At 47.6% G+C, this 24,619-nt stretch carries 27 protein-coding genes; 10 read left to right on the top strand and 17 right to left on the bottom strand.

The features are described from left to right. Window positions 1-589: 589 nt before the first annotated feature. The 3 genes from L1S32_RS04745 to L1S32_RS04755 are packed head-to-tail and all read right to left on the bottom strand — an operon-like array spanning window position 590 to window position 5,396. Complete coding sequence (locus L1S32_RS04745) at window positions 590-1,312, bottom strand: ScpA family protein (RefSeq protein ID WP_278156581.1); 723 nt, start codon at window positions 1,310-1,312, stop codon at window positions 590-592. Beyond that, on the bottom strand, window positions 1,305-4,766 hold the full coding sequence (smc, locus tag L1S32_RS04750) for a chromosome segregation protein SMC (RefSeq protein WP_347403366.1): 3,462 nt from the start codon (window positions 4,764-4,766) through the stop codon (window positions 1,305-1,307). The genes L1S32_RS04745 and smc overlap by 8 nt, the downstream gene beginning before the upstream one ends. After that, window positions 4,767-5,396: a hypothetical protein gene (locus tag L1S32_RS04755; protein WP_278156586.1), complete on the bottom strand. Its 630-nt coding sequence runs from the start codon at window positions 5,394-5,396 to the stop codon at window positions 4,767-4,769. A gap of 160 nt (window positions 5,397-5,556) precedes the next feature. Here L1S32_RS04755 and glyA point away from each other — a divergent pair, with 160 nt between their 5' ends. The 4 genes from glyA to cofE are packed head-to-tail and all read left to right on the top strand — an operon-like array spanning window position 5,557 to window position 9,224. Then, complete coding sequence (gene glyA / locus L1S32_RS04760) at window positions 5,557-6,804, top strand: serine hydroxymethyltransferase (protein ID WP_278156588.1); 1,248 nt, start codon at window positions 5,557-5,559, stop codon at window positions 6,802-6,804. After that, window positions 6,798-7,631 (top strand): bifunctional methylenetetrahydrofolate dehydrogenase/methenyltetrahydrofolate cyclohydrolase FolD, encoded by an 834-nt coding sequence (gene folD, locus L1S32_RS04765; RefSeq protein WP_278156590.1) that lies wholly within the window; start codon window positions 6,798-6,800, stop codon window positions 7,629-7,631. Before glyA ends, folD begins: the two co-directional genes overlap by 7 nt. Next, the gene (gene folP, locus L1S32_RS04770; protein WP_278156593.1) at window positions 7,625-8,437 is read left to right on the top strand and encodes a dihydropteroate synthase; all 813 of its coding nucleotides are present in this window, start codon (window positions 7,625-7,627) and stop codon (window positions 8,435-8,437) included. Before folD ends, folP begins: the two co-directional genes overlap by 7 nt. A gap of 4 nt (window positions 8,438-8,441) precedes the next feature. Next, the gene (cofE, locus tag L1S32_RS04775; protein WP_278156595.1) at window positions 8,442-9,224 is read left to right on the top strand and encodes a coenzyme F420-0:L-glutamate ligase; all 783 of its coding nucleotides are present in this window, start codon (window positions 8,442-8,444) and stop codon (window positions 9,222-9,224) included. On the opposite strand, the gene cofC is transcribed toward cofE, so the two are convergent. Genes cofC through L1S32_RS04815 form a run of 8 tightly spaced genes read right to left on the bottom strand, consistent with a single transcriptional unit; the run spans window position 9,177 to window position 14,211 of the window. Then, complete coding sequence (gene cofC, locus L1S32_RS04780; RefSeq protein WP_278156597.1) at window positions 9,177-9,821, bottom strand: 2-phospho-L-lactate guanylyltransferase; 645 nt, start codon at window positions 9,819-9,821, stop codon at window positions 9,177-9,179. The genes cofE and cofC overlap by 48 nt on opposite strands. 17 nt (window positions 9,822-9,838) lie before the next feature. Beyond that, on the bottom strand, window positions 9,839-10,141 hold the full coding sequence (locus L1S32_RS04785; protein WP_278156599.1) for a ferredoxin-thioredoxin reductase catalytic domain-containing protein: 303 nt from the start codon (window positions 10,139-10,141) through the stop codon (window positions 9,839-9,841). A 4-nt stretch (window positions 10,142-10,145) separates the two neighbouring features. Further along, window positions 10,146-10,841, bottom strand: coding sequence for a phosphoribosylformylglycinamidine synthase subunit PurQ (gene purQ / locus L1S32_RS04790; protein WP_278156601.1), 696 nt, complete (start codon window positions 10,839-10,841; stop codon window positions 10,146-10,148). Further along, entirely contained in the window at window positions 10,838-11,083 is a 246-nt protein-coding gene (gene purS / locus L1S32_RS04795; RefSeq protein WP_278156602.1) for a phosphoribosylformylglycinamidine synthase subunit PurS, read from the bottom strand. The genes purQ and purS overlap by 4 nt, the downstream gene beginning before the upstream one ends. Window positions 11,084-11,097: 14 nt before the next feature. After that, complete coding sequence (gene purC / locus L1S32_RS04800; RefSeq protein ID WP_278157035.1) at window positions 11,098-11,808, bottom strand: phosphoribosylaminoimidazolesuccinocarboxamide synthase; 711 nt, start codon at window positions 11,806-11,808, stop codon at window positions 11,098-11,100. Next, entirely contained in the window at window positions 11,801-12,814 is a 1,014-nt protein-coding gene (gene cofG / locus L1S32_RS04805; RefSeq protein WP_278157037.1) for a 7,8-didemethyl-8-hydroxy-5-deazariboflavin synthase subunit CofG, read from the bottom strand. The genes purC and cofG overlap by 8 nt, the downstream gene beginning before the upstream one ends. A 55-nt stretch (window positions 12,815-12,869) precedes the next feature. Further along, entirely contained in the window at window positions 12,870-13,871 is a 1,002-nt protein-coding gene (gene fen / locus L1S32_RS04810) for a flap endonuclease-1 (protein WP_278156604.1), read from the bottom strand. Between the two features lie 25 nt (window positions 13,872-13,896). Further along, window positions 13,897-14,211, bottom strand: a complete 315-nt coding sequence (locus L1S32_RS04815; RefSeq protein WP_278156606.1) for a hypothetical protein — start codon at window positions 14,209-14,211, stop codon at window positions 13,897-13,899. 129 nt (window positions 14,212-14,340) lie between these two features. Here L1S32_RS04815 and L1S32_RS04820 point away from each other — a divergent pair, with 129 nt between their 5' ends. Then, window positions 14,341-15,252 (top strand): presenilin family intramembrane aspartyl protease PSH, encoded by a 912-nt coding sequence (locus L1S32_RS04820; protein ID WP_278156608.1) that lies wholly within the window; start codon window positions 14,341-14,343, stop codon window positions 15,250-15,252. On the opposite strand, the gene L1S32_RS04825 is transcribed toward L1S32_RS04820, so the two are convergent. Beyond that, on the bottom strand, window positions 15,200-16,162 hold the full coding sequence (locus L1S32_RS04825; RefSeq protein WP_278156611.1) for a GTPase: 963 nt from the start codon (window positions 16,160-16,162) through the stop codon (window positions 15,200-15,202). The two genes, L1S32_RS04820 and L1S32_RS04825, sit on opposite strands and share 53 nt — an antisense overlap. A 48-nt stretch (window positions 16,163-16,210) precedes the next feature. On the opposite strand from L1S32_RS04825, the gene L1S32_RS04830 reads away from it, so the two are divergent. Beyond that, window positions 16,211-17,089, top strand: a complete 879-nt coding sequence (locus L1S32_RS04830; protein WP_278156613.1) for a CBS domain-containing protein — start codon at window positions 16,211-16,213, stop codon at window positions 17,087-17,089. Window positions 17,090-17,191: 102 nt separating this feature from the next. Next, window positions 17,192-17,443: a PRC-barrel domain-containing protein gene (locus L1S32_RS04835; RefSeq protein WP_278156615.1), complete on the top strand. Its 252-nt coding sequence runs from the start codon at window positions 17,192-17,194 to the stop codon at window positions 17,441-17,443. Here the strand turns inward: L1S32_RS04835 and L1S32_RS04840 are convergent. From L1S32_RS04840 to L1S32_RS04860, 5 genes are all read right to left on the bottom strand, one after another. Then, entirely contained in the window at window positions 17,432-18,145 is a 714-nt protein-coding gene (locus tag L1S32_RS04840; protein WP_278156617.1) for a phosphoglycolate phosphatase, read from the bottom strand. The two genes, L1S32_RS04835 and L1S32_RS04840, sit on opposite strands and share 12 nt — an antisense overlap. Window positions 18,146-18,161: 16 nt before the next feature. Next, entirely contained in the window at window positions 18,162-19,136 is a 975-nt protein-coding gene (radA, locus tag L1S32_RS04845) for a DNA repair and recombination protein RadA (protein ID WP_278156619.1), read from the bottom strand. 90 nt (window positions 19,137-19,226) lie between these two features. Beyond that, window positions 19,227-20,513 carry a hypothetical protein gene (locus L1S32_RS04850; RefSeq protein WP_347403367.1) on the bottom strand — a complete coding sequence of 429 codons (1,287 nt, stop codon included), beginning with the start codon at window positions 20,511-20,513 and terminating at the stop codon, window positions 19,227-19,229. A 15-nt stretch (window positions 20,514-20,528) separates the two neighbouring features. Beyond that, window positions 20,529-21,836 (bottom strand): diaminopimelate decarboxylase, encoded by a 1,308-nt coding sequence (lysA, locus tag L1S32_RS04855; protein WP_278156621.1) that lies wholly within the window; start codon window positions 21,834-21,836, stop codon window positions 20,529-20,531. Next, the gene (locus L1S32_RS04860) at window positions 21,833-22,981 is read right to left on the bottom strand and encodes an LL-diaminopimelate aminotransferase (protein WP_278157041.1); all 1,149 of its coding nucleotides are present in this window, start codon (window positions 22,979-22,981) and stop codon (window positions 21,833-21,835) included. The genes lysA and L1S32_RS04860 overlap by 4 nt, the downstream gene beginning before the upstream one ends. Window positions 22,982-23,091: 110 nt before the next feature. Between L1S32_RS04860 and fdhD the strand changes: the two genes are divergently transcribed. The 3 genes from fdhD to L1S32_RS04875 are packed head-to-tail and all read left to right on the top strand — an operon-like array spanning window position 23,092 to window position 24,615. Continuing rightward, a complete protein-coding gene (gene fdhD, locus L1S32_RS04865) occupies window positions 23,092-23,832 on the top strand; it encodes a formate dehydrogenase accessory sulfurtransferase FdhD (protein WP_278156623.1) in 741 nt (246 codons plus the stop codon). 16 nt (window positions 23,833-23,848) lie between these two features. Then, window positions 23,849-24,340 (top strand): DUF1890 family protein, encoded by a 492-nt coding sequence (locus L1S32_RS04870; protein WP_278156625.1) that lies wholly within the window; start codon window positions 23,849-23,851, stop codon window positions 24,338-24,340. Continuing rightward, on the top strand, window positions 24,328-24,615 hold the full coding sequence (locus L1S32_RS04875; protein ID WP_278156627.1) for a DUF1894 domain-containing protein: 288 nt from the start codon (window positions 24,328-24,330) through the stop codon (window positions 24,613-24,615). The genes L1S32_RS04870 and L1S32_RS04875 overlap by 13 nt, the downstream gene beginning before the upstream one ends. The last annotated feature ends 4 nt before the right edge of the window (window positions 24,616-24,619 follow it).

Consider the following 24,619-nt stretch of genomic DNA (forward strand, 5'->3'; position numbering starts at 1 on the left):
CTTACTTTCGGCTTATTTTTTAAAGGATATTAGCGGTTACTAAACAAATTTCCGCATTGCCAGTGCCAACGTCAGAACCAACACTCCCATTCGAGCGATTTTGGTTCTCCATCAAAATCTCGGACTACAATATAGGAATTGAAGGATTATAAACCCTTGCATTTCCGATTGGAATCCTGTGTTAAATCCCTGCAGCAGCCGGCGGATTGCCGGACGACTCCAGAGATTTGTATTCCTTGGATATTTTTATTGTCAGCAGATCAAACAAAGGCAGTTCAGCCCTCGAATGTCTCAAACAATCGACCTAACAACATGGCACCTTCACGGAGATAAACCTATTTATTTAATTTTCAAATTTCACACAATCAAAAAACGAAACCCAAAAGTCGGATCAATTCAATTAAAGGGCAAATAACCACCCATTCCAAAATAAAACAATATTTTGATGAGATACAATGCCGAAATATTTCCATTGTCTCACACACAGAAATCAAAAACAAAAAAAAATCTTTCTCGCGTTTCAATTCAAAACGCCCAAAATAATTTCAATATGAGCAGATATCACCCCATTCACAAAAAAAAGGGATAATTATTCAGCAAATGCATCTGCGCGCCACTTTTCAATGTAGATATCCCCAAAAAACTCTTCCTGCCATATGATCAATTTGCCTTCAAGCATCAGAAACAATAACGGAAGATAGACCACACGGTAATCCGCATCCATAGCGGAACTCAAAGATGAAAGCGTAATCGGCCCACCCGTGCTTTCCATATCCTCAAAACAGGAATAGACAGATACCGCCAGATCCTGAAGATCCTCCTCATGCGCAACAGAAACAATGTCGGCAGCATCAAAGATGACATCCGGAAACGCACGTTTTTTCCGCGAACGCCTGCGTTCCATCTTTTCAGCAGTCTTCAGTTCCTTTATGAGCTCATATAAGGTAACCGGACTTTTCCGCTTTCCTTTTCTGCCAATCCTTCTTTTAATTTCACGTTCAAGCTTTTCAATGGGCTCAGAACCATCATCGAATGAAAAATCCAGAGCATACCCAAAGTCATCTGGCAAATCCAAAGGATCTTCAATAAAATCAGATTCATCCTCCTCGGATTCTTCGAGATACTCTGATTTCATTCTCAGAAGAAATGATGCAAAAAATAAGGTCCGCCCGGATATCCTGAGGTCCAGCGTCTTCATCCGCTCTAGTTCACCCAGAAACCGATCCGTTACTTCGACGATATCAATATTCCAGGGATCAATTTCTCCGGACTCCGCCATCGAAACAAGTATTTCAACCGGCTCTTCATGCATTGCTTTTTACACCGGTAACATACGTTGATTTATCCGGACGGGCAGTCACCCCGATAATTTGATCAGCCCGTTCAATTGTTGGTTTTCGGAGAGATACACATATCGATTGCACACCGGTCGATAATTCCTGAATCATCGTTGAAACTCGCTCCACATTAGAACCATCCAGCATCATGTCAATTTCATCCAGCGCATAAAATGGCGCAGGCATATACTGCTGAATGGAAAATATGAACGAAAGCGTGGTAAGTGACTTCTCCCCCCCGGAGAGGGAATTCAGCAGATGAACTTTTTTGCCCTGCGGCTGGACAGCAAATGTCATACCGCCGGAAAACGGATCCTCCTCATTATCAAGGACAAGCTGACCGGAGCCACGGGTCAAATCTGCAAAAATTCTCCTGAAGTTCAGATCGATTGCCGTGTACGCCTCCATAAACGCATCATACTTCATCTTTCCATAATGCTCAATGCGCTCAATCAACAGAGTGCGTTCATTCGAAAGCACCTCTTTTTTTTCTGTTCGTTCATGGACACGTTTGTCAACCCGATCATACTCTTCAATTGCAAGCATATTGACAGCACCAATTCTTTTCAGTGCCCTTTCCGCAGAATCAATGCCCTTTTCAATCTCCAGGAGGGTCATTTCTGTCTGCCGATCACCCACCTCCTCTTTCAGACTCTCAATTTCCTCAAGAACCGTGAGTTTGCGTTCACTCAAAGATGAAATCTGCAGCCTTATTTTTTCGATCCCGGCATCGATTCCCAGAATCCGCCGCTCCACATCATGAAGAGATTCGGTCAGGGCGTCATGCTCTTTTTGAAGTTCACTTATTTCATCCGAAAACGACTGTTTTCGCTGTTCAAGTGAAGTGATCTCGACTGTCTTGCCTTCTATGCTGAGATTTGCATTGGCAATTTCATCATCGATGCATTTGTTCCGCTTCTCTATCGTCTCACGCTGTCCGGTAAACTCCTCCAGACGATTTTTGAAATGTTGACGCTCGAGCTGCTTATCATGGATATCCGCCTCCTTATTTTTGAGGCGGCGCTCAAGATCCGAGCATTCACGCGAGAGACGTTCACGGCTTTCTGACAGAGCAGGAATATTCGTTGTGTTCAGTCGGGCTTTCAGCTCCTCAATGTCACCTGAAACCTGAGAGATGCGGGCATTCATCTCCTCAATTTCGCCCTCGACATCGGCCAGAACCCGGCCACCATTTGTTGATGTATCCGAAGAGTCCTGCTGAGATTTGATAATCCCATTCAGTTCATCAGCAAGTGCCGCAATTCTGTTTCTGTACTCATCATAGAGCATGCGATAGCGGGCAAGTTCATCGTCTGCTGTGCTCCGCTCACGACGTGCAGACTCAGCTTCATCAGAATATCTGCCAACAGCTGATTCAAGATCATGATATTCAGAACGCAGACCCATAAGCTCTGCTTCAAGTTTCCGGAGTTCATCACCAACGGCAACGCCAAAGCCTCCGGACCGCTGTTTTATTGACCCGCCGGTCATGGCACCCCCTTTTTCCAGAAGTTCACCCCCAAGGGTAACCATCCGGTATGTGCCAATCATCCTTCGTGCATTTTCAAGACGGTCGACAACCACCGTACCTGAGAATACCTGCCGGAATACCGGTTCAAACAGAGGGTCAAAATCAAGAAGATTCTCAGCATAATCGATAACAGCGGGAGAAGCCCCTCTTAATGGCGGCAGTGAATGGTGTTTCAGCTTATTCAGGGGCAAAAATGTCATCCTGCCCAACCGGTTTTCCTTGAGATACGCAATGGCAGAAGACGCAACGGCATCCGTCTCCACAACAACATGATTGAGACGCCCGCCTGCAGCGATATCAAGAGCTGTGGCGTACTCCGGAGGAGCCTTTCCCAGTTGTGCAACAGTACCATACACCCCATCCATTCCAAGAATAGCTTCAAGGGCACGACCGCCCGCACCTCCGGCTGCCTGCTGCTGCGCCTCCATACGCATCATGTCCCGTTCTTTTGACTGGATATCCCGCCGGACTTTATCCAGTGCGGAACGATTTTTCATGAGAAGTGATTCCGTCCGTGCAATACGTTCCTGCACTGCTGATTTCTGAGATTCGAGATTTTTAATCAGAGATTCATATTGAGAACACTGCTGCTCCTTGTCATACTGTTCACTTTTAATCTGTTCGACTCTCCTGTTCAGACGTTCATTTTCAGACGTCCGGAAACGGCTCCGCTCAATCATCCGGTCCCGCTCCCCGATCAGATCTGAACGTCCCTCCTTTAATTCAGCAATCGTATTCTGGAACGCAAACAACTGGTCCCGGGCACCAGACACCTCATCACTCTCAGCAGAGAGGGACTCTTCAATTTTCCTGAGTTCCTCTCTGAACCGGGACAGATCCATATTGAGATTAGATCTATCTATTGAGAGAGCGCGAATTTCATCAGAACGTTCTTTAATACTTGTTTCAGCCCGTTTTGAATTCGTATAAATCGATTGAAGCGATTCCAGGTTTCCTTTTTTCTCAGCATTGTTCCGTTCAATGAATTCATTCAATGAACGGATATTTCCTTTTGCCGCCTCAATCTTTTCAAGAATCTCTAAATATTCACTGCCGGTCTTTCGGTTGATATCTTCAGATACTGCATTAATTTTCTGTTTAATAACAGTGCCATCTTCGATTGCAAGACCTTTTTTCTCTCCCGCTTTCCCCAAATCAGCCTCATGGCTGGCAATAATCTCATTCAGAGAAACTAATTCACGCGTACGTTCATTCAGAAGAGCGGCAGACCGGCATTCCCTCAGTTCATCCAGTTTCGTCTGCCATTCCCGGTATTTTATTGCCTGTTCCCGTTCACTTTCAAGTTCACCAAGGCGGCGAATCAGTTCCGTCAGAACAAGTTCTTCACGCTCAATTCTTTCACGGACAACCTCAAGTTCACCAAGTGCCTGCTCTTTTTTCTTGTCAAACTCTGAAACACCGGCAATCTCATCGATAATTTTCCGCCGCTCATTGTCGGTCATCTCAGTAATCCGTGTGACATCCCCCTGCATAACAACATTATAACCCTCCGCTTTTATCCCATATTTTGCCAGAAAATCAACAATTTCCCCCTGTTTGCAGAGTCTGTCATTGAGATAATTATAACTGTAATATCCATGCGCAGTCTTTTTTATTTTCCTGCGAATTTTTGTATTATCCGAAAACGTAATTGAGACTTCAGCAGTATTTTTTCCGGTATTTACATTGAGCAGATCCGTCAGCTTCTCAGCGCGGAGCCCCCGTGCACTCGAGAGTGCAAGACAGAACAGGATACTATCGATTATATTACTTTTCCCAGAACCATTTGGTCCTGATATGACAGTAAAACCCTCAAAAAAGGGGATTCTGGTCTTTTTCCCAAAAGACTTGAAATTATCAATCTCAAGTTCAGTGATATACAAAGAGCAGACTCCCAACTATTTCTTCTTTATTTCGACAGTGTCATCTTCATCTGCATAGATGAGAGGCTTCTTTTCTTCTCTGCCACGATATTCACGGTTGACCTTAGACTGATATACATTTGCAGGACGGTTTCCGGCAACGATGAGATCATCATTTCTTCGTGGCTCCTGTGCAAGGGTACCATCAGGCTGCATAATGGTTGCAGTCCCTAATTCCGGCTCCACAGGCCGAATTGCAGGCTGGGATGACTCTTCGGGCCTCTTCACCATCTTTTCAGGGGCAGGACGCGCCCGCCGGACCTCAGGTTTCGGCTTCAATTCCTCTTTGCCCTCAAGGACCTTTCCAAGTTTTCGTACCTCTGCCTTGAGATCAAGCAGTTCTTCAGTCAGCCCCTTAACCATCCCTTCCAGTTCATTAACCCTTTGGGAAAACCCCTGCGCGATTCGGGTATCCATCCTGCCGGAACCTTCTGTCAGTCCCTTAACCAGTCCCTCAAGTTCCTGAACCCTTTGGGAAAACTCTTCTGTGATTCCGGGATCCATCCTGCCAGAATCATCCTCATTTTCTCTGAGCATCTCAATCTCCCTGTCCTTCTCTTCAATAATATGCCTGAGCCGATTAATCTCCCTCTGATTCTGTGCCATAACCTCTCCCAAGTGAATCATTTCACAGATAATCTAATAACCCTTATGTTCCGTTATGTATGAAAGGTTTCCGGGAAAACGCATAAATCAGGATAAATTTCTGGTGAGAGGCGCCAATCGTAACAACATATATACTCTTTTCAGGTCAACATTTTTGCATATGTCTTATCTGGCTGAATCTGATCCAGAGGTCTATGATATTATTGAAATGGAGCGATCGCGTCAGATCAATGGTCTTGAGCTGATTGCTTCAGAAAATGTAGTATCAAGAGCGGTTCTCGAAGCTGTCGGTTCTATTATGACCAACAAGTACGCCGAAGGATATCCCGGCAAGCGGTATTATGGCGGTTGTAAATATCATGACATGGTTGAAAACCTTGCGCGCGACCGTCTCTGCGAACTGTATGGCGCTGAACATGCAAATGTACAGGCTGTTTCAGGAAGCCAGGCCAATCAGGCGGTCTACTTCGCATACATGCAGCACAACGATCTGATGATGAGTCAGGACCTCGCACAGGGCGGCCACCTTTCTCACGGGTCACCGGTAAATATCACCGGCAAGTGGTATTCTGTCTCACATTATGGCGTCGACTCAGAAACCGAAACCCTTGATTATGCTGCCATTGCTGAACAGGCTCGTAAACAGAAACCGAAGATGATTGTCTGTGGCGCAAGCGCATATCCACGCACCATCGACTTCAAGGCATTCAAGGAGATTGCTGAAGAAGTGGGTGCCTACTGCATGGCAGATGTTGCCCACATTGCAGGTCTGATTGCAGGAGGAGAACATCCGACCTCCGTTGGGGTAACGGATTTCACAACCACCACCACCCATAAAACCCTTCGTGGTCCGCGTGGTGGCGCAATCATGTGCAATGAGGAATACGCAAAGGACATAGACCGGTCTGTCTTCCCAGGAATGCAGGGCGGCCCCCTGATGCATGTGATTGCCGGAAAGGCAGTCTGTTTCGGGGAGGCACTGAAACCCGAGTTTAAAGACTACGCAAAGCAGATTGTGAAAAATTCACGTGCGATGGCAGAAACAATGCTCGAAGAAGGATTCGACCTTGTTTCAGGCGGAACCGACAACCACCTGATTCTTCTTGATCTGACAAACCTCGGCATCACCGGCCTCGAAGCCGAAAATGCACTCGGAGAAGCAGGAATCACCGTCAATAAAAATACCATTCCGCGTGAAACACGCAGTCCGTTTGTCACCAGTGGTCTCCGGATAGGCACACCGGCTGTAACATCACGCGGCATGAAGGAAGACGAAATGAAGCAGATTGCCATCTTCATCGGCCGTGTTCTGAAAGACAAGGACAATGTTCAGCTGAAGGCTGATGTCAAGGCTGAAGTGGAGGCACTTGCTTCCGGCTACCCTCTCTACCCTGATGCAGTATGCTGATTGATGGAAAAAAAGTTTCACAGGAGCGTCTCGCGAATCTGAAAGGTGAGATCAAAGACTCCGGACTCTCACCCGGACTTGCAACGGTAATCGTCGGTGAAGATCCTGCTTCACAGATGTACGTCAGGATGAAACACAAGGCATGCGATGAAGTAGGCATACGCTCAATTGGCGTTGTTCTAAAGGAAGATGTAACGACGGATGAAGTGATTGCACATGTCAAATCACTAAACGTTGATGCATCCGTGGACGGTATCCTCGTCCAGCTTCCTCTCCCCGGCCACATCGATACGGAAGCGGTCATTGAATCGGTGTCTCCGCAAAAAGATGTTGATGGATTTCACCCTGAAAACATCGGAGCGCTCTTCTCAGGGCGTCCTGCTTTTGTGCCATGCACACCTGGCGGCATAATGACTCTGCTTGAAGAATACAGCATCGAGCCAAAAGGACTGAACGCAGTCGTCATTGGCAGAAGTGTTGATGTAGGACGGCCAATGGCCGCCCTTCTGCTGAACGCCGATGCAACCGTGACCATCTGTCACTCCAAAACAAAAAACCTTGCAGAGGAAGTTCGAAGGGCTGACCTCATTGTCAGTGCTATTGGCAGAGCCCGCTTCATCACCAAGGATATGGTGTCTCCCGGAGCAGTTGTGATAGACGTTGGCATCAACCAGGACGAAAATGGCAAGCTCTGCGGCGATGTTGACTTTGACACCGTCAGTACTATTGCATCTGCCATCACACCGGTTCCCGGGGGCGTTGGTCCGATGACAATCGCAACCCTGATGGAAAATACGTTTAAAGCAGCGAAAAATCATTTATGCTGACCTGCAGAATCGGAAATATCACTGTCGGAAAAGATGCCCCCGTGCGGCTGATGGCGGTCATTAATGCCAGTCCGGAATCATTCTTTTCCAAATCTTTTGTACCACCCGGGTCAGTATTACACACCGTTCAAAAATTTTCAGAGGACGGTGCAGATATCATTGACATCGGTGCACGCAGCACAGCACCGAATTCACCCCAGATCCCGGTTCACACAGAACGGGAACGGGTAACAGAAGTGCTAACGCAGATTGAAGGAACGGGAATTCCCGTCTCACTCGACACCATGCACCCGGAAGTCCTGAATGCAGCACTCCGGTATGACATTGCTGCAATTAACGATATCCACGGACTTGCAAATCCGGAATATGCCCGGATTGCAGGGGATTCCGGACTGGCGGTAATAAGCATGGCTTCAGAAATTGTCCCCGGTGATGTCAAAGGCGTGAACGCCACACTGGCAGCCCTTTCTGCGGTTATCGGGCGCGCAGAAAAAAACGGGATTGAAGAGCTTATTCTTGATCCGGCAATAGGAAAATGGATTCCTGAGCGTACCTTCGAAGACGACTGGGAACTCTGCCGTCATTTTTCTGATTTTCACGAATTACAACGGCCCCTTCTTGCGGCAGTCTCACGAAAGTCATTCATTGGCGACCTTACCGGAAGAAGCCCTGAAGACAGACTTGCAGGGACACTGGCAGTGACCTGCACCCTTATGGATAAAGGCGCCTCATTAATCCGCGCACATGACATCCGCGAGACCGCAGACATTATCCGTGTGCACCAGAAACTCAATCAACGGATCTGATCCAATGGACATACAATTTACCGTAACCGGTCTGAAAACAGGCATTGTTGTGCCAGGCGACGATATCTCTGAGATCCTTCTGAATTCACTCCTTACGACAGGTCTGACACTGGAGGACGGCGATGTCATGGTAATTGCAGAAAATGCTGTCGCAACTGCTGAAGGGGCGCTGGTCACCCTTTCAGAAAATACACCCTCGCCGGAGGCTGTCAGATACGCTGAAACCTATCAGATGGACCCTCATCTTGCAGAAGCAGTCATTCAGGAAAGTGATACAATCATCGGCGGCATTCCCGGATTCCTTCTTTGCATGAAGAACGGGACACTTCTCCCGAATGCAGGTATTGACGGATCAAATGCTCCCCCGGGAACAGTGGTCTGCCTGCCGCGCAACCCCAATAAAAGTGCAGAGACAATCCGTGCCAGAATCCTTGAGAAAACCGGATGCAGAATAATCGTCATCATCGCAGACTCACGAACGCATGCTATGCGTCTGGGGTGCAGTGGTGTTGCAATAGGATGCGCAGGCACCCTGGCAGTGGAAGATGAGGTCGGCAAGCAGGATCTCTTCGGACGCAAACTGATGGTTACCAAAAAGGCGGTCGCAGACAATCTCGCTTCCGCTGCTGAACTGGTGATGGGTGAAGCAGATGAAGCCGTCCCTGCCGCAGTTATTCAGGGGCTCTCATTAAAAGTATGTGAAGTATCCGGAATACCGGAAATAGCTGCTGAAGAATGCTTATTCATGGGAGCTGCGCTGAATGCCAACTCTGCCCTGTTCAAGTGATAGTGTAATTCCAATCTCTCTGAGAAACCGGCGGGACCGCCCATTTCCATGGATTAAGATCTCAACCAGATCCTCTTTTTCATCGATATCTGTTGACATAAAAAAAGAGTCGATGACCTCGTAACTCAATCCGGCATCTTCTGCAATACGGACATGATCACAGAATGATGCACCATAATAATCAACATGGTATGCATGCGGCTTTCTGATGAACAAAGCATTTGTCCCGCCGCCTCGCCCGGGGACAATACCAATATCAGCAGTGCATCCGACAAGGCGCCTGATTGCATCCGGTGTTATAAGAGGGAGATCAGACATAATTATCAGCACCGGTGTCTCCTGCCGGGAAAGATATGCATTCAGTGCCTCATTGAGATCCCGGTTATCGATATGCGTCCGTACATCACGGTAGTCAAACGGAACCGTACAAAGGATACGGGGGGAACAGCCTGCCTCCTGAAGGACAGACAGTACATCCCCAAGCATGGCACGGGCAAATGCTTCCCGTTCTTCCTGGTCCATCACTCCGGAAAGACGGGTCTTCGGATTAACCGGTCTGAATGGAATTAATGCATCGATGTGCCGGAATTCAGACATGGATAAACCTAAAAAAATTATTCCTCATTGCCAAAGAACAGACGGCAGTGGCAGTATCCATCATTTCTGACTTCATCTTCATGGTATATGCAGGGGCAGATGATTTCCCGATCCTTTTCAAGATCCCCGGTTCTCATGCGGCAGGGGCAGTACTGCTCATCAAACCTGATGGTATTCCGCGCAAGCCCCTTAACGACAGCTCCAAGCTGTTTTTCATTTGGATTTACAATCCAGTCGCGGGAAGCAGCATACTTCCGTGCCCATGCAAGAATCGCTTCCTGAAGCTGATCCTCAGTCTCTGCATCAGTGTTCCCCGTCATCTCACTATCTCCTTTCACAGTAATCAATCATTGAATCAAACAGCTTTTTACCGTCTTCTGAGCCAAGCACAGACTCAGCCGCCCGTTCAGGATGAGGCATCATCAGAAGGACATTCTGATCTTCACTCAGCACGCCGGTGATATTTAACGCTGAACCGTTTGGATTGCTCTCCGGAGTGCAGGCGCCTGACGCATCACAGAACCGGAACGCCACCCTGCCTTCATCCAGAAGCTGTTGTGCAACTCCCTCACGTGCAACGTATCGCCCTTCCTTATGCGCAATAGGAATGCGGATAACTTCACCGTTCGTATACCGTGAGGTAAAAGGTGAGGTGGTATTTTCAACTTTCAGATGTACCCACTCGCAGATGAACTTAGGATACTCATTTGTGGTGAATACCCCGGGTACCAGACCGCTTTCCGCACCTATTTGAGCTCCGTTACAGATACCGAGCACAAGACCTCCGGCCGCTGCATGCTGTCGGACGTCCTGCATCACCGGCGTTCGTGTTGCAATCGCGCCGGCACGGAGGTAATCGCCATATGAAAAACCCCCGGGAATCACGATTGCATCATAGGAACGGGAAAACCCTTCTTTGTACCACACCAGATCACAGTCAACACCGCAGACATCTTCGATTACATGGTGTGCATCCTGATCACAGTTACTGCCGCCAAACTGCAGAACAGCGAACCTCATTCAACTGCCTCAATTTCATATGAGTGGATGACAGGATTTGCAAGGAGGCGATCACACATCTCAGCGGCCATACTTACAGCCTCTTCAGATGAGTCTGTATCAATCCCTACATTAAATACCCGTGCTGTCGAGAGTGAAGCGGTTTTAAACCCCAAATTTGACAGTGCATGCTGAATCGCCCGTGCCTCAGGGTCCAGCATTCCTTCCTTCAGTGAAATTGTAATTTTTACGGTAATTGTCATGCTATTTCCAACCTTTAGTTTTCCTGCAGTATTTTTTCAACAACTTTGCCATATGCCGAAAGCACATCGCCCTTTCCAAACCGGTATACGTCCTTATCCAGTGATTCTCCGGTTGCGAGATCCCATAACCGCATCGAGTCCATGCTTATCTCATCACCCAGATAGATGGTGTCACCGGACCTGCCGAATTCAATCTTGAAATCCACAAGTTCAATCCCCGCTTTCGCAAAGAATTCTTTCAGGAGTGCATTTATCCTCAGTGTCATCTCACGGACTTCCCGCAGACCGTCAGCCGAAAGGAAGCCAAGAGCGAGAATGAGGTCGTCATTTATCGAGGGGTCCCCGTGTTCATCAGATTTATAGTCTGTGACAATGACAGGCGGTTCAATGCGCTGCCCTTCTGTAAACGGGAATTTTTTAACGATTGAACCGGCGGCCACATTCCGTGCAATGACTTCCAGGGGAATCATGGTGAGTTCCCGGACAATCATGGTTCTTTCGTCCTGCATCCGGATGAAATGTGTTGGAATCCCGTTCTTTTCAAGATATTCAAAGAAAAATGCAGAAACACGCGCATTATATTCTCCTTTTCCTGCGAGTGTATCCTTTTTCTCTCCATTGAATGCAGTAATATCATCCCGGAATACTACTTTCAGTTCTCCCGCAACGGGCGTCCGGAAAACTGATTTTGCCTTTCCCTCATAGACAAGCTGGTCATCATCCATGTAATTCATTATCTCCAAATTCTGTTGTATTCCGTATCTCAATTATGTTACTAAGCCTTTGAATTATTTCATTCAGACGGTCATCATACCATCCCCTGTCAACAAACCGCTGATAGATGCAAAGACGTTCTTTCAGAATGTTATCTCCGACAATCTCTTTCAGTTCATCAATCTGCGGCCACGGATGTTCCGGGTTGACATAATCAATGGTGACAGGTGAAACACCACCCAGATCATCAACTCCACAGGAAATAAGATACGAGGCATCAGCAAGGTTTGGAGGGATCTGGACCATCACATCGTCCGGCAGGATCTCCCGCGCAGAACGGATGATACCGCACATCTCTTCAACTCCCGGATACGAAGCAGATTCCATCGGAGTACCCTCTTTCGGACAGAAATTCTGAATAATGACCTCCTGAATATGGCCATATCGGTTATGGAGATCCCGTATTACTTCCAGTGATTCAATACGATCTTCTGCGCTCTCACCAATCCCGATTAATATCCCGGTAGTGAATGGAATTTTTAGCTTTCCGGCATCTTCCATCATACCAATACGAACCTCCGGGGCTTTCCCCGGGGAACCCCGGTGGGCAGGAATGTCAGCTGTTGTCTCAAGCATGAGGCCCATACTCGCATTCACCTCACGCAGGCGTATCATCTCTTCTTCAGTGAGAATCCCTGCATTCGTATGCGGGAGCATGCCCATGGCAAGCGCTTCTGTACACATATCGTAACAGTATTCAAGAAAATCAGTGTAACCAATCTCTGACAGATACGGAGCAAATCCAGGGACTTCACCCGGACGTTCCCCAAAGGTAAACAATGCTTCCGTGCACCCCATACGGGCGCTGTGCTGCAAAATATCACGGACAGCATCAGGAGACATAACGCATCCCGTCTGAGGTGGCTTTTTGAAACAGCAGTATCCGCATGAATTACAACAGACTGTAGTCAGGGGAAGAAACGCATTGCGTGAAAATGTTACCACACGCCGCTGCATGAATATACATATCTGCATGCAACATATTCAACCTTCGGAAAATGCAGAAAAAAAGTCAGAACCACTGGTCAAGTCTCTTCTGACCAGCCGTTGTGCGCATCTTTGTGAGGACTGCATCGACCCGCTCTTCTGAAAATTCATACCGTGAACAGAGCAGGTCACGGACGGCGGATTCATCGGGTTTTTCCCATGAAATAGTATAGGCATCCGTCACCGGCGGGGAACGGAAAAATTCCATCACCGGCCGCGGATCAAAGTCCGGTGCTTTTTCCTCCAGAGTTTTCCGGAATGCATCGTTCTGTACAATTTTCAGTGCTGTTTTTGGGCCAATCCCTTTAATTCCTTCATTGAAATCGGTCCCGATAAGGATGCTCATTTCAATCAGGTTCTCCCGTGATATCTTCAGGCCCTCAAGAATCTTTGATAAGTACAGTTTTTCCGGCTCAACAACAACCGTTCGTCCCCGAAACTTCCGTTTGCCACTGACAGCCAGATTTCTCACCAGAACCGGCACACCGAATAAAAGTGAATCATAATCCTGTGAGACAGAAAAATCCAGATCACCCTTCTGCACCATATAGGCAGCCTGTGCCTCACCCTCACTGGGAGCATCCACAAATGGAATGCCCATCACACTCAGAAGCTCCTTAGAACTGGATATCACCCATTCATCGATACGGGAAGCAGCGCGTGCCTGTTTATAGGACTCGGCAATATCCCCCTCCTCTTTGGCCTGCACCCATGCAGTTCCCGCTCTATCACGCAATTCCCGTCTTTTTGCGATGGTTGACGATTTCAGATCAGGTGGTTTTCCATCAAAAATATACACCGGTTTCAGCCCGTATTCAAGGAAACGCGCAGTCCGGAAAAAAAGGCCAGAGAGATGCGATGTAACCTTCCCTTCACTGTTCATCAGCGGAGTTCCGTCCGGCTGTCTGATAATGGTCAAAAACTGATATAGCGCATTATTCCCATCTATCGCTGCAGTACCGGAGAGAGAATCCCACCCCACCGGCACTTTGTAATCTGCCAGAACTTCCCGTAGTGCAACGCCCATAAAAACCAAAATAGTATGTGTTTTTCTAACGGTAAACTCTGCGGGAGAGTTCCCCGACAATCTGATGGACTTCTGAGATCATAGTATCGCATTTGTTGCATACCATCAGATTCAGTTCATCAAGATTCATGCGCATCGTCCGCTCTCTGGCAATGACATTCTGATCAAGATTTCTGATCTTTGCCCCAAGAGAAAGAAACAGTCCCCCCAGCGATGCCATCATCAGCGTTGCTGCAACAGCAAGTATCAGATCCTGCCATACCCGCAGGATCAGAACCAGTGTCGATATGATAAGAACAATCGCCAGTATGATATCGACAATAGATTCCTGAATATCCATGATATTTGATATCTGCACGGCACTAATTAAATTACCTATATCGATTTGGTACACACAATACTGGAGATCAGGTATTTTTGATTTCGCAAATACTCTTTTTAACCAATCAGGGTAAATATTCACCCATCAATGAATACGAGACAAATTGCTCCGTTCATCGGGATGGGAGTTCTGATGGTTGCTGTACAGCTTATTTCCCTTTCCCTCACACCACTGATGCTTGGCGCGGGTTATGAGGCATTCGAAGATCCCGGATCCGCGACAAATCCCCTCTACTTTATTGTCATCCTCCTCATATTCACGGGTGTCCTCCTCTGGCTCATAAAGCGCGGCAAGGATTTTGCAATTAAGGCGATTATCGGCTTTTCGATTCTCTTTATCTTTGGATACATCTACAGTGCACTCTTTCTCTTTCTCTTGGAAAACACCCTTGCCGCATGGTCGCTTACCATCATTGCCACTGTTATATCAGGGGCCCTCCTGTATGCCTACCCGGAATGGTATGTCATTGATATTCTTGGTGTTTTGATATCAGGAGGCGCTGCAGCAATATTTGGTATATCCCTTACCATCATGCCGGTTCTGATTCTTCTGGTACTGCTTGCGGTCTACGATGCGATCTCGGTTTACCGAACAAAGCATATGGTTGATCTGGCTGAAAGTGTCATAGAGATGAAAACGCCGATTCTGGTTGTGGTCCCAAAATCACGGAGTTATTCATACATCAAAGAAGGAATCGGAATAAAAGATAAAAAAGAGGAGAGAGGAGCGTATATTATGGGAATGGGAGATCTCATCATGCCAAATATACTGGTCGTTTCTTCCTTTGCTTTCCTGGCCGGCGCACCGGCCATATTTGGCATAACCCTGCCAACCATCGGTGCCATGGCCGGAACCATCATTGGTCTGGCAGCCCTGTTATGGTTTGTATCAGGGGGAAAACCCCAGGCAGGCCTCCCTCTGTTAAACGGGGGAGCGATCGCCGGGTTTATTCTTCTATGTGCATTAACGGGGAGCTGGGGCTGGATTCCCGGTATGTAAGGAGCAGATCAACAACCTCCTCTATTCCTTCTCCGGATGCTGTTGACATGTTTTGATAGCCATCAAGGGATTTCAGGTCGGATTTGTTTACCACTACCTCAATCGGCACAATATCAATCATCCGCCGGATCTCTTCAAGAAGGTTCAGCTGTTCATCAATCGGATATCCACACACTTCACTCGCATCGATGATGAAAAGGATAACATCTGCGATATTCGTGATTGCAGAGAGGGCCTGATGCTCAATATAATTCCGTTCATGAGCCGGCCGGTCAAGAATGCCAGGGGTGTCAACAATCTGAATCCGTTCTCTTCCGATTTCACAATGTCCCACAACAATCTGTTTTGTCGTAAACGCGTATTCTGCTACTTCAGGTTCAGCTGATGATACATGCCGGATAAACGAAGATTTCCCCACATTCGGGAATCCTGCGACAACAATGGTGAAGTCATCCCTGACATCGGGAAGCTTTCGGAGAGTGTTGCGTGCTTCATTGAGGAAATGGAGTTCATCATCGATCTGGTGAATAACAGAAGCAATTCGTGCGGTTCCCTGTTTGCGAATATCAGAAGACTGTTCCGATTTACGAATCTGCCATGCGTATTCATTTCCAATGGTCATTACCTGACCGGCGGCCCATGATAATGCACCGAGTGATCGCCGCATTCTGTCGATCCCAAAGAGGAGATCGGTCATTTCCTGATAAAATACCGGAAGGTTCTCAATTGTCGGAAAGCGTTTAACGGTGTCAATAAGTTTATCGCTGAGTGATTTGGATACGGAACGGATGAATTCTTCATCAGCACGTTTCTTGTTACGTTTCTCACGTTTGACCAGAGCAGGCTTACGGAAAGCCCGGTCAAGCATTTCATCTGCAGTTAGTATTGTCGGTATTTTCTCATATTCCATCTGTTGTACAACCCACTATTATTAGCAATTACGAAGCAATTAATTAATATGGAACTGTCACCCATCCAGAAGGATATTCTGATCACATTGATAACGCTGTATCATGAGAGTTCTTCAGCAATAAAAGGCGAGGGAATTGCTGAAGTCCTTAAACGAAACCCGGGGACCGTCCGAAATCAGATGCAGGCCCTCCGGGCACTGGGTCTTGTTGACGGAGTGCCAGGACCGAAAGGCGGCTATACACCTACATCACGGGCATACCGGGAGCTCAATATTGCCGATTATGCAAATGAATCCCTTGTCCCGATACGAAAAGATGAAGAACTGGTGCCAAGTGTCAATGTATCTGAAATCGATTTTACCACCCTGTGTCACCCGGATATCTGCCAGGCCGTTGTTAAACTAATTGGAAGTGTTCGTCTCTTCGATATCGGGGATGCGATTACCATCGGACCATCACCGGTGAATAAACTTCTTGTGCGCGGAGAGATCTACGGAAAAGACGAAGTATCACAGTCACTTCTCATCACGATCACCGAAATGATCTCTCTCCCGAAAAAGCAAATCGAGTATTATATGTCATCTCCGGTTATCTGCATCGAGGTCTGCGCAACATTTGCAGACGCGTTCCGAATTTTTTCCGAGGCAAAAATACATGGTGCACCCGTGACAGAAAACGGAGAGATACGGGGCATCGTAACCCTTACCGATATTGCAGATGGTATTGCAAATGGCAAATCCCTCTCAAACTGCATTACTGATGTGATGACACGCAATGTTGTGACAGCTCCACCAAGCATCAACCTGTATGAAGTCATCGGACGGTTTAAACAGGAGAATATCGGAAGGCTCGTCGTAGTTCAGGATGGAAAACCCATCGGGATTCTCACACAGTCCGACATCATTCGTGTATTCCCCTCCCTCTAAAAATATATTAATCAACCTCCAATATAGGTTAAAAGTTAAAAAGAAGGACAATTAAAGGAATTTGCAATAATTTATATACTTGAATACCCTCTCTTTTTGTATATGAAACTGACATTTTCCCGGACACTCTCCAAAAAAAAAGTGATGAGTACAGATGGTGTTGTTATCGGAACGATACGCAATATAATGGCAGATTATAAATCGGGGGAAGTTACGGATCTTGTTGTTAAACCAGAGTCCGGATTTGACACGTCAAATTACAAAACTGAGGATGATAAGCTCTTCATTCCATTTGAAGCGGTAAAAGATATCAGGGATTATATCGTTGTTGACCGGTTCATGTCAAAAAAGTAAAGGGAACACATTTTTTACCGCATCAACAAACCCTTCACCATACATTTTTCCGGACACATAGTCTGCGGCATTGCAGATATCTTCACTGCAGTTGCGCACAACCGCACCACACCCAGCTGCCTGAATCATTTCTATATCATTCTGAGAATCGCCGACTGCCAGGAATTCCTGAGGGGATCTGCCAATCACCTCACAAATCTTTAAAAACGCCGTACCTTTCGTCACCCCTTCAGTCTGCAGATGGATGGCAAACCCCGTATCCAGTACACGCACGGGAAAATCCGAGAGCAGCATCCGGACATCAGCCGGATCAACAGTACGTGCAAATGCAACGTCTGCAAGGCGATATTCGGGACTGTACAACTGCAGCACCTCTCCCTGTTCTTCATAATGCTGCTGGAGGAATGAGAATGCTCTCCTGCATGCTGACAGATCGCCGATAATGTGCTCCTCACCATCGAATCCAATCCGGTATGTACCGCCGTTTTCACAGATGACTGTTCCATCGGTTCCAATCATCTTGGCGAGAATTGTCATTGAACAGAGCGTGTTGCCGCTTGCAAGAATAACAGGAATGCCCGAATCTGTCAGTGTCCTGATGCACTCAATCGCATCAGTGCTGATACGCCTGCGTTTATCAGTCAGTGTGCCATCAAGATCGGTAATAACTGCTGTGATATCACAGGAAAAAGATGTATTCATATTATTTTCATTTTTATCAGAGCGGTTTCATTCCGGTTTCATCCACAAGGAATGCTGCTTCACCATCAGGGAGACTTGGGCTGTCGACTAATTTTGCAACGCGTTTGCCGCCCTTACTTTTCCGAAGATAAATTCTGAACTTTGATGCATGCCCAACAATATTTCCACCAACCGGTTTCGTCGGGTCTCCGAAGAAGACAGCCGGGTTCGACTGCACCTGGTTCGTAACGAGAACAACCGCATTATGTTCTTCTGCCAGTTTGGCAAGATCGTACATGTGCTTGTTTAGTTTCTGCTGCCGGACAGACAGTGTTCCCCGGCCGGAGTATTCTGCACGGAAATGAGCCGTCAGCGAGTCAACTATAAACAGCCGGACCGGATGTTCAGTCTCGCGCAGCTCTCCCGCCAGTTCACGTGCACTGTCAACCAGAAGCATCTGGTGATCAGAGGTGTATCCTTTTGCCACGTGAATCCGTTCCAGAAACTGCTCTATGGGAGGCACTTCAATATCAAGGTCCAGCCCGTTCACCATCTGTTCAATTCGTTCAGGGCGGAATGTATTTTCCGTATCAATGTAAATGCAGGATGCATTCAGGCCACCATATTCTTCCGGAAGCTGTGCATTCACGGCCATCTGATGTGAGATCTGACTCTTTCCGGATCCAAACTCACCGTAAAATTCTGTTATCGATTTTGTTTCAAGGCCGCCCCCCAGCAACTCATCAAAATCCGGAACCAGACTTTTCAGTTTCCGGACTTCTTTTCGCTCCTCAAGCACAGCAGTTCCGGTCTTGAATCCACCAATGTCAGCCATCTTCCGTGCTTCACGGATCATCTTCTTTGCTGTGGCCTCACCGATCTCTGCTGCTTCGGCAAGGTCAGCATACGATGCTGTTGCAATGCCTTCAATCGTCGTATATCCGCCGTCCCTGAGTTTATCAGCGGTTGTTGGTCCGACTCCAGGGAGATCTTCAATTTCAAGTTCTGCCATATTCTCTGTACCTCTCAATTGTATCTATACAGATAAACAATTTTTCTGACACGTTAAGAAGGTCGTCCGTGCGGGGAGTGAAAGTAAAAATTATTCATTGATTGACCGGATACGTTCTTTCAACAAATCTGCGGAACGAATATACTCTGAATACGAGCCTATTGAAAGTCGGTCCCCCGTTTTTATCCCTTCCACGCAGTATTCCGTTCCGAAAGGCAGATCGGTATCAATGAGAAGGCACTGCTGTCCATCATCAATGCACCTTCCTCTCACCGTTTCGATAATCATCCCTGATATGGACACAGTCTCGCTTTTGGGCAGAGAATCACTGATCAGAAGACACCCCCAGCTGGCATGAATTTCCGGATTCCCTCTCCGGTCCGTTCTGCAGGACGCATTAAAGAGTGAAATGGTGTCACCCTCCGCAGGTGGATCTCTGGCATTGTCCCCCCAGAGGACCAGATGCATCGTCCCACTTTCATCCCTGAATTCCGCATTGCATACCCAGGACTGGGTCCCTTTCCGGGTTGTAAACTCCCGTGCGCTCTGAATGCAAAAAATCGTTCCGGAAACAGATACCGTAGTGTCCGGCTGAAGGGCGGACACCAACGTATAGAGCGGTGGATAGCTGACATTCGCCTTCCCTATTGCCGCATGGGATCCGGCTGAATACTCTCTTCCTGCACTGCGCAGGTTCCTGCGCAATCCTGAAGCATGAATCCCGTCACCGGGCACAAATCCCTCGAGCATATCAGGATTCCATACAACAAGAACACCAACTCCGGTTTCATCCGCAATTGCGACATCAACCCGTTTTCCCTCATTTCCATCACGGCGGGTAAATGTACTGACATCCCCGATTGCTACAATCGTCGCATCAATCGTATCCCCATCATGAGGATTCCCGGCAAAGCCTTCAGAGTCATTTCGGGTTGGAATATCACAGACCGTTTTCTGCAGATCAATGACCCGCACTTCATGTAGTGATTCGACCTTGCCGACAACCTCTATCACATCACCGGTGCCGATCTCCTCTACTACAGAAACGCGTTCATCCCAAAAAACAAGGGAGACTTCCCCACTGTCATCTCCTACCTCAATCTTCGTTACCGCACCGGGAGACCCGTCATCACGGGTAAACGTACGGATCTCCCCTTTTTGGAGGACTTTCGAAAAGAAATGAACATGGGTGGAGTTTTCCGCCAGGCGGGCAATTTTCTGGTGCTTTCTTCCGGCACGGCGCAGTACAATCATGCCTGATGTCCGTTCATCAAAGACGTTCCCGGAATCCTCACAAACCTCCTCAACCAGCGCCTGAAATGTTTCAAATGAAAACAGATCGTCAACAAGGGAATAATATGCCCGCATATATCTCAAAAATTGGTTACTCCCTCACTTCTGCCACGGGAGATCTTTCATGGTATTTTTTATGTCGATAATGGATTCGGCGCGGCGCATTAGCCCTTCAAGCGAATCATTTACCATTACTTCTGCACAGCGGGGCCGGCTGTTATACTGTGATGACATCGAAAACCCGTACGCCCCTGTATCAAGTATTGCAATAAGGTCCCCTGATTCAACCGGCGGAAGAAGTCTGTCATGTGCGATGATATCACCGGTTTCACAGATGGGTCCTGTTACGGTTACCGGAGACCTCTTCACATCCGCAGAATATTCCGGCCCCGTCTTGTTGGCGACAACCACCTCATGATATGAATCATACATCGCAGGGCGCAGAAGCAGGTTAAATCCGGCATCGACATTCACAAACGTCTTGTGAGAGCGTTTGACTGAATTCACCCGTGTTAAAAGAACGGTTGAATCTGCCATCAGGTATCTCCCCGGTTCAACCCAGAATTCCGGTTTGATGCCGATGGAATCGATGCCATCCAAAAATACCGGCATGACAGCATCCGCATACTCTGCAGGTGTTGGCACAGGGTCGGTACCACGATGATACGGAATACCAAGGCCGCCGCCCACATCCATAAAGCGTAATTTCACCCCGATATCGGTAATATCACGAGCCACTGAGATGAGGACTTCAGCTTCCTTTGCGAAGGGCTCAACCTCAAGAATCTGTGATCCGATATGACAGTGGAGACCAACAGGCAGAATATTCTCTGCATCCATTGCTGCCTGATACGCAGACAGGATTTCTCCGGCAGGAATACCAAATTTGCTTGTCGCAAGGCCGGTTGCAATTTTGGGGTGCGTAGGGACATCCATTGCAGGATTAACCCTGAATGAAACCTCTGCTGTCACTCCGGCCTCCTGCGCAAGTCTGCTGAGCTGGTGCAGCTCATCCACAGAGTCAAGAGAGACACGAATCTTCTTTTCAAGCGCAAGGGAATGATCCGCTTCTGTTTTTGAACTTCCATTAAAGAGAAGATGTTCCGGATTCATCCCGGCGGCAAGAGCCAGATGAAGTTCACCGGCAGAGAATACATCCGCGCCTGCACCAAGGGAGGCGAATACTTTCAGAACAGCAAGATTTCCGTTTGCCTTCGCTGCATACAGCACCTGCACTTTATCATAATAGCCTGTCAGCGCATCATGATAAGCCCTGAAATTATTTCGGATGCGCTGTTCATCAGTGACGTATAACGGCGTGCCATATTTTTCCGCGAGGGCCGTGGTATCATGCGACCCGATAGAGAGATGTCCATCCTTATCAGAAATGTGCGGAGGGTACGTCATGCAAACACTCCGCGCATCCGCTCCAGTGCTTCCTCTATTCTTTCAACAGAACGGGTTATTGCAAACCGTACATAACCCTCTCCTGCATCCCCGAATCCGGTACCGGGTGTGACGACAATTCCGGCTTCGTTCAGCATTTTCGCTGCAAATTCCATGGAGTTATCAACCTTAAGCCACACGTAGAATGTCGCTTTGGGTGATGTTACATCAAATCCCAACCCGCGCAGACCGGAAACGAGGGTATCGCGTCGTTCCTCATATACCGCACATGACTGTGCAATGCACTCCTGTGATGAAGTCAACGCTTCTATTGCAGCGATCTGAATGGCATCAAACGCACCGGAATCCACATTGGTCTTAACGCGCCCGAGACCTGCAATGATATCTGCGGATCCTGCCGCCATACCAATGCGCCATCCCGTCATGTTGTATGTTTTCGAAAGGGAATGCATCTCAATTCCAACGTCCATTGCCCCGTCTGCCTCCAGAAATGACGGTGCTTTGTAGCCATCAAAAGAAATTTCAGAATAGGCATTGTCATGCACAACGATGATGTCATGTTCTTTGGCAAATTCGACAGCTTCCTCAAAGAATGAGAGGGATGCAACCGCACCGGTCGGATTGTTTGGATAATTCAGAAACATCAGCCTGCTTTTTGCACAGACATCTGTCGGAATTGCACTGAGGTCAGGAAGGAAGGCATTGTCTTCATTCAGGGGCATCTGCCAGGTTTTTCCTTCTGCAAAGAGCGTAGATGTTTTATATACAGGATATCCGGGGTCCGGTACCAGCACATAGTCGCCCGGGTTTACAAACGCCTCGGGAATATGTGCAATACCTTCCTTTGAACCTATCAGTGCCAGCACTTCACGCTTTGGATCCAGTTCAACTCCAAACCGGCCCCTGTACCAGGCTGCTACAGCTTCACGGTACGAGAGCATACCCGTATAGTCAGGATAATGGTGGGTTGCCGGATTACGCGCTGCTTCAACAAGTGCTTCAATTATGTGCGATGGTGTCGGAAGATCCGGATCTCCAACCCCCAAATCAATTACGTCAACACCCTGCGCCCTTTTTTCTGCCTTCATTGCATCAATGCGGGCAAAGAGATAGGGCGGAAGATTGTCCAAACGGTGTGCGTACATCATCCATTCATATAAGGCAACAAATCAATATAAGGGCACTCATGCCAACCAATGTAATCTCTATATTTTATTGCGGTCTATAACAGATATTCGAGACAGGTAAGGTTCAGATGTTTACAGACAGTTATCCCGGAATACGGGTTGAGGATGGCGTACCCCAAAGAATTACCGATGATGTGATACGGGAAGATCGGTTTTCCCTGTATCTGAATAATACCCACATCCTGGATCAGGTGGCAAGTAATGACATGCTCAGAGAACTTGGTGCAGGGTTTGTCATCTGTGAAGGACTCTCTGATGCTGTTGAATCAGTGACCGTGGAGGGCACGGACATTTGGATTGAAGCGGATGCACGAAGAGATGCAACCCTTGAGATGCGGACAGGCGGAGGGCATGGCATCTATCAGACTGAACCCCGCATCGTCACATCATCGCTCAGTATTCCACCCGAAGAAGTCTATGCAGCAACTGCGGAAATATTGTCAGACACCTGGCTGAAGACAGGGGGGGTGCACTGTTCTGTTCTCTTACAGGAAGGTACACTATTCGCAAAAAGCTGTGATATCGGGCGCCATAACACGGTGGATAAAGTCGTGGGAGCAGCTGAATTACAGCGGGCAGACCGAACGCTCTGTTACATCGGCTGTACAGGAAGACAACCTTCAGGAATGGTGGGAAAAGTAGCAAATGCAGGAATACCAATCCTCATCTCACGGGCAGCACCGACAAATAAAGGGATTGCACTCGCGGAGAAGGTCGGAATTACCCTTATCAATTTTTCACGGGAGAGAAGGTTCACGATATTTGCGCACCCGGAGCGGATTTCAGGGATAAATGAGATGTTATTATAAATGGACGGAAAATCAGATGAATGAAAAAAAAATAATTCAGGAAAAACCGGATACAGCATTAATACTGCTCGGCTGCCCTCAGATACCCATTCAGACAAGTGCAGCACTGTACCTGAGCGCAATACTGCACAAAAAAGAGGTGAAGGTCACAATCGGGGGCACCAAAGCAGCACGCGCATTGCTCGAAATTGCTGATATAGATAAGATTTACACAGGGGGTCCCGAAGGGATACGGAATATTGACACCGTGATTGACGATCTGGCAGATGAAACCTTTGACACAGACGTTTCATTTGTGTTTGTACATAACGAGGCGGGGGTGGCCTACACAGCTACCGTGCAGGCTATTTCATCAGGAACCGTAATCGCAGTCGTATTCGGCGGTGAAACAGAGGTTCGTATGAAAGAACTTACAGAGATTGGATGTATGGCCATCTCAGCCCAGGGCAGCCATAATCCCTTACCACTAAAGAAAAAAATTGATGAGGTAGTATCATGGGATGCATAGAACAACTCAACTATGAAATCATTGATAAACACATCTCGTTTAAAGAGGCCGCCGATTACATTACCAAAAACTGTCCGGAAATATATGAAGTCAATCCGGGATTCAAACTCTTCGATAAGGCAATCATCGGAATACCGCCGGTACGGATTGGCATAGACGGGGATATCATTACATTTCCCTTTACGAAACCCTGTCACGGAACCTTCCTCCTCCGTGTCAGCGATGCAGCAGAAGCAGATCTGGTGCGAAGAAAAGCAAAAAACATCAAATATTGATGTT

It is taken from the genome of Methanogenium sp. S4BF (assembly GCF_029633965.1).
GTDB lineage: Archaea > Halobacteriota > Methanomicrobia > Methanomicrobiales > Methanomicrobiaceae > Methanogenium.

Coding starts and splice junctions, on each gene's coding strand:
- glyA (WP_278156588.1), top strand. CDS start 5,557: ATGTCTTATCTGGCTGAATCTGATCCAGAGGTCTATGATATTATTGAA.
- L1S32_RS04860 (WP_278157041.1), bottom strand. CDS start 22,981: ATGTACGCACACCGTTTGGACAATCTTCCGCCCTATCTCTTTGCCCGC.
- cofC (WP_278156597.1), bottom strand. CDS start 9,821: ATGTCTGAATTCCGGCACATCGATGCATTAATTCCATTCAGACCGGTT.
- fdhD (WP_278156623.1), top strand. CDS start 23,092: ATGTTTACAGACAGTTATCCCGGAATACGGGTTGAGGATGGCGTACCC.
- L1S32_RS04755 (WP_278156586.1), bottom strand. CDS start 5,396: ATGGCACAGAATCAGAGGGAGATTAATCGGCTCAGGCATATTATTGAA.
- purC (WP_278157035.1), bottom strand. CDS start 11,808: ATGGATGATGACCAGCTTGTCTATGAGGGAAAGGCAAAATCAGTTTTC.
- L1S32_RS04840 (WP_278156617.1), bottom strand. CDS start 18,145: ATGAATACATCTTTTTCCTGTGATATCACAGCAGTTATTACCGATCTT.
- purS (WP_278156602.1), bottom strand. CDS start 11,083: ATGACAATTACCGTAAAAATTACAATTTCACTGAAGGAAGGAATGCTG.
- L1S32_RS04835 (WP_278156615.1), top strand. CDS start 17,192: ATGAAACTGACATTTTCCCGGACACTCTCCAAAAAAAAAGTGATGAGT.
- radA (WP_278156619.1), bottom strand. CDS start 19,136: ATGGCAGAACTTGAAATTGAAGATCTCCCTGGAGTCGGACCAACAACC.
- L1S32_RS04745 (WP_278156581.1), bottom strand. CDS start 1,312: ATGCATGAAGAGCCGGTTGAAATACTTGTTTCGATGGCGGAGTCCGGA.
- purQ (WP_278156601.1), bottom strand. CDS start 10,841: ATGAGGTTCGCTGTTCTGCAGTTTGGCGGCAGTAACTGTGATCAGGAT.
- fen (WP_278156604.1), bottom strand. CDS start 13,871: ATGGGCGTTGCACTACGGGAAGTTCTGGCAGATTACAAAGTGCCGGTG.
- L1S32_RS04815 (WP_278156606.1), bottom strand. CDS start 14,211: ATGGATATTCAGGAATCTATTGTCGATATCATACTGGCGATTGTTCTT.
- cofG (WP_278157037.1), bottom strand. CDS start 12,814: ATGCAGCGGCGTGTGGTAACATTTTCACGCAATGCGTTTCTTCCCCTG.
- L1S32_RS04830 (WP_278156613.1), top strand. CDS start 16,211: ATGGAACTGTCACCCATCCAGAAGGATATTCTGATCACATTGATAACG.
- folP (WP_278156593.1), top strand. CDS start 7,625: ATGCTGACCTGCAGAATCGGAAATATCACTGTCGGAAAAGATGCCCCC.
- L1S32_RS04820 (WP_278156608.1), top strand. CDS start 14,341: ATGAATACGAGACAAATTGCTCCGTTCATCGGGATGGGAGTTCTGATG.
- L1S32_RS04825 (WP_278156611.1), bottom strand. CDS start 16,162: ATGGAATATGAGAAAATACCGACAATACTAACTGCAGATGAAATGCTT.
- L1S32_RS04870 (WP_278156625.1), top strand. CDS start 23,849: ATGAATGAAAAAAAAATAATTCAGGAAAAACCGGATACAGCATTAATA.
- cofE (WP_278156595.1), top strand. CDS start 8,442: ATGGACATACAATTTACCGTAACCGGTCTGAAAACAGGCATTGTTGTG.
- folD (WP_278156590.1), top strand. CDS start 6,798: ATGCTGATTGATGGAAAAAAAGTTTCACAGGAGCGTCTCGCGAATCTG.
- L1S32_RS04875 (WP_278156627.1), top strand. CDS start 24,328: ATGGGATGCATAGAACAACTCAACTATGAAATCATTGATAAACACATC.
- lysA (WP_278156621.1), bottom strand. CDS start 21,836: ATGACGTACCCTCCGCACATTTCTGATAAGGATGGACATCTCTCTATC.
- L1S32_RS04785 (WP_278156599.1), bottom strand. CDS start 10,141: ATGACGGGGAACACTGATGCAGAGACTGAGGATCAGCTTCAGGAAGCG.